At 62.7% G+C, this 2,142-nt stretch carries 1 protein-coding gene and 1 pseudogene; one reads left to right on the top strand and one right to left on the bottom strand.

The genetic code is table 11. The annotated features are described in order from the left end of the window. Window positions 1-1,320 (bottom strand): annotated as a pseudogene (locus B0W55_RS29210) (type IV secretion protein Rhs); the annotation flags it as partial. Between the two features lie 210 nt (window positions 1,321-1,530). On the opposite strand from B0W55_RS29210, the gene B0W55_RS29205 reads away from it, so the two are divergent. After that, on the top strand, window positions 1,531-2,142 hold a 612-nt coding region (locus B0W55_RS29205), incomplete at its 3' end, for an HAD-IA family hydrolase (protein ID WP_077049361.1).

Genomic DNA, 2,142 nt, shown 5'->3' with positions numbered 1-2,142 from the left:
GGTGTCGGCGCTGTCGCCGTTGGGGTTTTTGGCCTGCGCTGGAGCGTCGTGGTGGGGTTCCTGCCGGGCCAGGCGTGTCGACGCTTCAGACTTGCCGCGCGCAATGGCCAGCGGATTGTCCACCCACCGATCGGGTGTTCCCGCCGCACTGATCCGTAGCGGCACCGCGGGCGCAGGCTTCACGGGCGCATTCGCCGCGCTGACCATCAGCGGCTTGAGCGCACCGGCATGGGCGCTCAGATCCGATCGATCGTTGAGCTCAGCCAGCCGCGAACCCGCCGCCGCCAACCAGCGCCTGGCGCGCTCGGACTGGACCCGAGCCAGCACCTTGGCACTTATGCCGAGCTTCAGGCCTGCAGGCCCGGTCAGGCGCACCAGCAGGAAACTGATCAACAGTTCGGTACGAATTTGCGCCACGACTTCGGCGACATGCTGCGGCGGCAACATCTTCAGCCAACTGGTGAATGCGGCCAGATGGATGAACATCAGCGGCTCGTCGCCAAGCACCAACAGCAGATTGGCGATGGCCTCGGACGACGCATTGAGCAGCGTCTCAAGTTCGATCCCGGTCAGGTAATCGAGGAGCTTTTCACTGTTGGCCTGCAGGTCCGCGATCAGCGCGTAGAGCTGCTTCACGTCGTCCCACAACTCGTTCAGCGAATTCTCGAACCCGCGCCAATCTGCCTCTCGCAGCAGGCCGTAGCGCTCGATGAAGCCGGCTTCGGAAAACTCGGCCCACTGCGCTTCGAATTCGCTCGTCCACTCATCGCGCAGCCAGCCTTCGAGTTCGCCGACCACGTCCTGATAAGAGGCGTACAACGCTTTGACGTGATCGGGGGTGACCTTGGGGAAGAAGCTGATGCGGTAACGATTGCCGCGCCAGCAATCGCTGATTTCAAGGATGCCGCTGGGGCCGATGGTGTGGTGGACCGGTGCGCCGAATATCGGGCCGTCGGGACCGTCCGAGATCAGCGGTTCGAGCGTTACAGGCGTATCGCCGATCGGCACGAAGCGCGCGGCTTCGAACATGTGCACCAGGGTCAGCGGGCCGCTGGCGGGGCATTGGGCGACAGTGGAGCTGATGGGGGTGGTGGAGCGCCCAGGCGCGGTGAGGTGGACGTCGCTGCCCACCTTGAACACTTGCTCGACGTCCAGTGCGCCGCCGGTCCAATAGCTTTGCGCCCAGGCGTCGTAGTGGTTGAGGCAGAGGCGGAACTCACTGAGCAAGCCTTCAATGTCCGGCTGTTCGCGATTCATTGCAGCTACGAACAACAGACCGATGGTGTTGTGCTGGGCCAGCAGCTTTTCGGGATCGAACATGCGCAGTCTTTCGCTCGGGTGACGTCGGGCGCAAAACTCTGCGGTGGAACCGGTGGGAAAGAAGTCAGGAAAGTAGGCGTTTGCTGTAGGGCGATTCGCTAAATGGTCGACATTGTTCAGCCGCGCTCGCTATGCTGCTGAACCCTTTAATCAGCCACGCAGCGGCCGCACCCGAGCCGCCGGGCTGTCATTGAAAACGGATCAGATGCGATGAATGCAGCGCTGGATGAGTTCGGCCCGATCAAGGCCGTGATTTTCGATATGGACGGCTTGTTGCTGGACACCGAGGGCATCTACACCGAATTCACCTCGATCATCGCCGCACGGTATGGGCGCACATTCGACTGGAGCATCAAGCAGAACATCATCGGTCGCGGCGCCGGTGACCTGGCGCGGTACGTGGTCGAGGCGCTGGACCTGCCGATCACAGCAGAGGAATTTCTGACGATCCGCGAACCCCTGATGCGCGAGCGTTTTCCTACAGCACAGGCGATGCCCGGCGCACAGGAACTGGTCAGGCATCTGAAGGCCCACAACATTCCGATTGCGGTGGGCACCAGTTCGTCGAGCCAGTCGTTCGGCCAGAAAACCACGTTGCACCGTGACTGGTTTGCGCTGTTCGACACCATCGTCACCGCCGACGATCCGGAAGTCGGTGCGGCCAAGCCGGCGCCGGATATCTTCCTCACGGCGGCACGACGCCTGGGCGTCGCACCCCGGGACTGCCTGGTGTTCGAGGATTCGCCGTTTGGCGTCACGGCGGCGAAAGCGGCGGGGATGACGGCGATTGCGATTCCGGATGCCGCGATGGCGGATGAGAAA

Origin of the sequence: Pseudomonas sp. KK4 (assembly GCF_001984065.1) — a bacterium.
Classification (GTDB): domain Bacteria; phylum Pseudomonadota; class Gammaproteobacteria; order Pseudomonadales; family Pseudomonadaceae; genus Aquipseudomonas.
This window is presented reverse-complemented; position numbering and strand designations above follow the sequence as displayed.